We start from the raw sequence: 791 nt of genomic DNA, 5'->3' as shown, positions 1-791 counted from the left end.
GCATAGTACTAAAAATTAACAAAATATTAACATTTAATGAAGTCGATTATTTTCAATATTTTTGATGTAAATAGAAAAACAAAATGAAGCTAACACCCAGAAAAATTAATACTTTCAACCTCTTTAAGTTACCCGCAGTTTTCTTTACAGGCGTACGTGTAAAATCTATAACTAAAGCGAGTTGTTCTGTTGCTGTAAAACACAGATGGATAAATCAAAACCCTTTTAAGTCTATGTTTTGGGCAGTACAAGGTATGGCCGCAGAATTAGCAACTGGTGCTTTGGTATTAATGAAAATTAGAGAAACAGGAAAACCTATTTCTATGTTAGTAACTACTAACAATGCCACATTTACTAAAAAAGCAACAGGAAAAATTACGTTTGTTTGTAACGATGGGCATTTAATAGATGAAGCCTTAGAAAGAACAATTGAAACTGGCGAAGGACAAATAGTATGGATGAAAGCTGTTGGTACAAATAAAGAAGGTATAGTAGTCTCAACTTTTAATTTTGAATGGTCGGTAAGGCTTAAAAGATAGTACATACTATAATAAAGTATGTAACAAATTAATAAGAGTATATACTAACAGCTATACTAATCTAAAAAACGAATAAAAATGACAGCACACGAAATAGACTATAGAATTTACGGAGAAGAAATGCAATATGTAGAGATTGAATTAGACCCTCAAGAAGGTGTTGTTGCAGAATCTGGAAGTTTTATGATGATGGACGATGGTATTAAAATGGAAACCATTTTTGGAGATGGTTCTAAAAAAGATTCTGGATTT

General features: G+C 31.2%; 2 protein-coding genes. Both read left to right on the top strand.

The window, feature by feature from the left end:
- The first annotated feature begins 83 nt into the window (after positions 1-83).
- Positions 84-539 (top strand): DUF4442 domain-containing protein, encoded by a 456-nt coding sequence (locus tag ACVC2P_RS02010; protein WP_452596810.1) that lies wholly within the window; start codon positions 84-86, stop codon positions 537-539.
- A 78-nt stretch (positions 540-617) separates the two neighbouring features.
- Positions 618-791 (top strand): AIM24 family protein (locus ACVC2P_RS02005; protein ID WP_452596811.1); only part of this gene is annotated, 174 nt, incomplete at its 3' end.

The organism is Pontimicrobium sp. MEBiC01747 (assembly GCF_053601635.1).
Note: the sequence above shows the minus strand (reverse complement) of the source record. Positions and strands in the feature narration are given on the sequence as shown.

What these genes read in the sequence shown, in the direction of transcription:
- ACVC2P_RS02010 (WP_452596810.1), top strand. Translation starts at nt 84, where the DNA reads ATGAAGCTAACACCCAGAAAAATTAATACTTTCAACCTCTTTAAGTTA.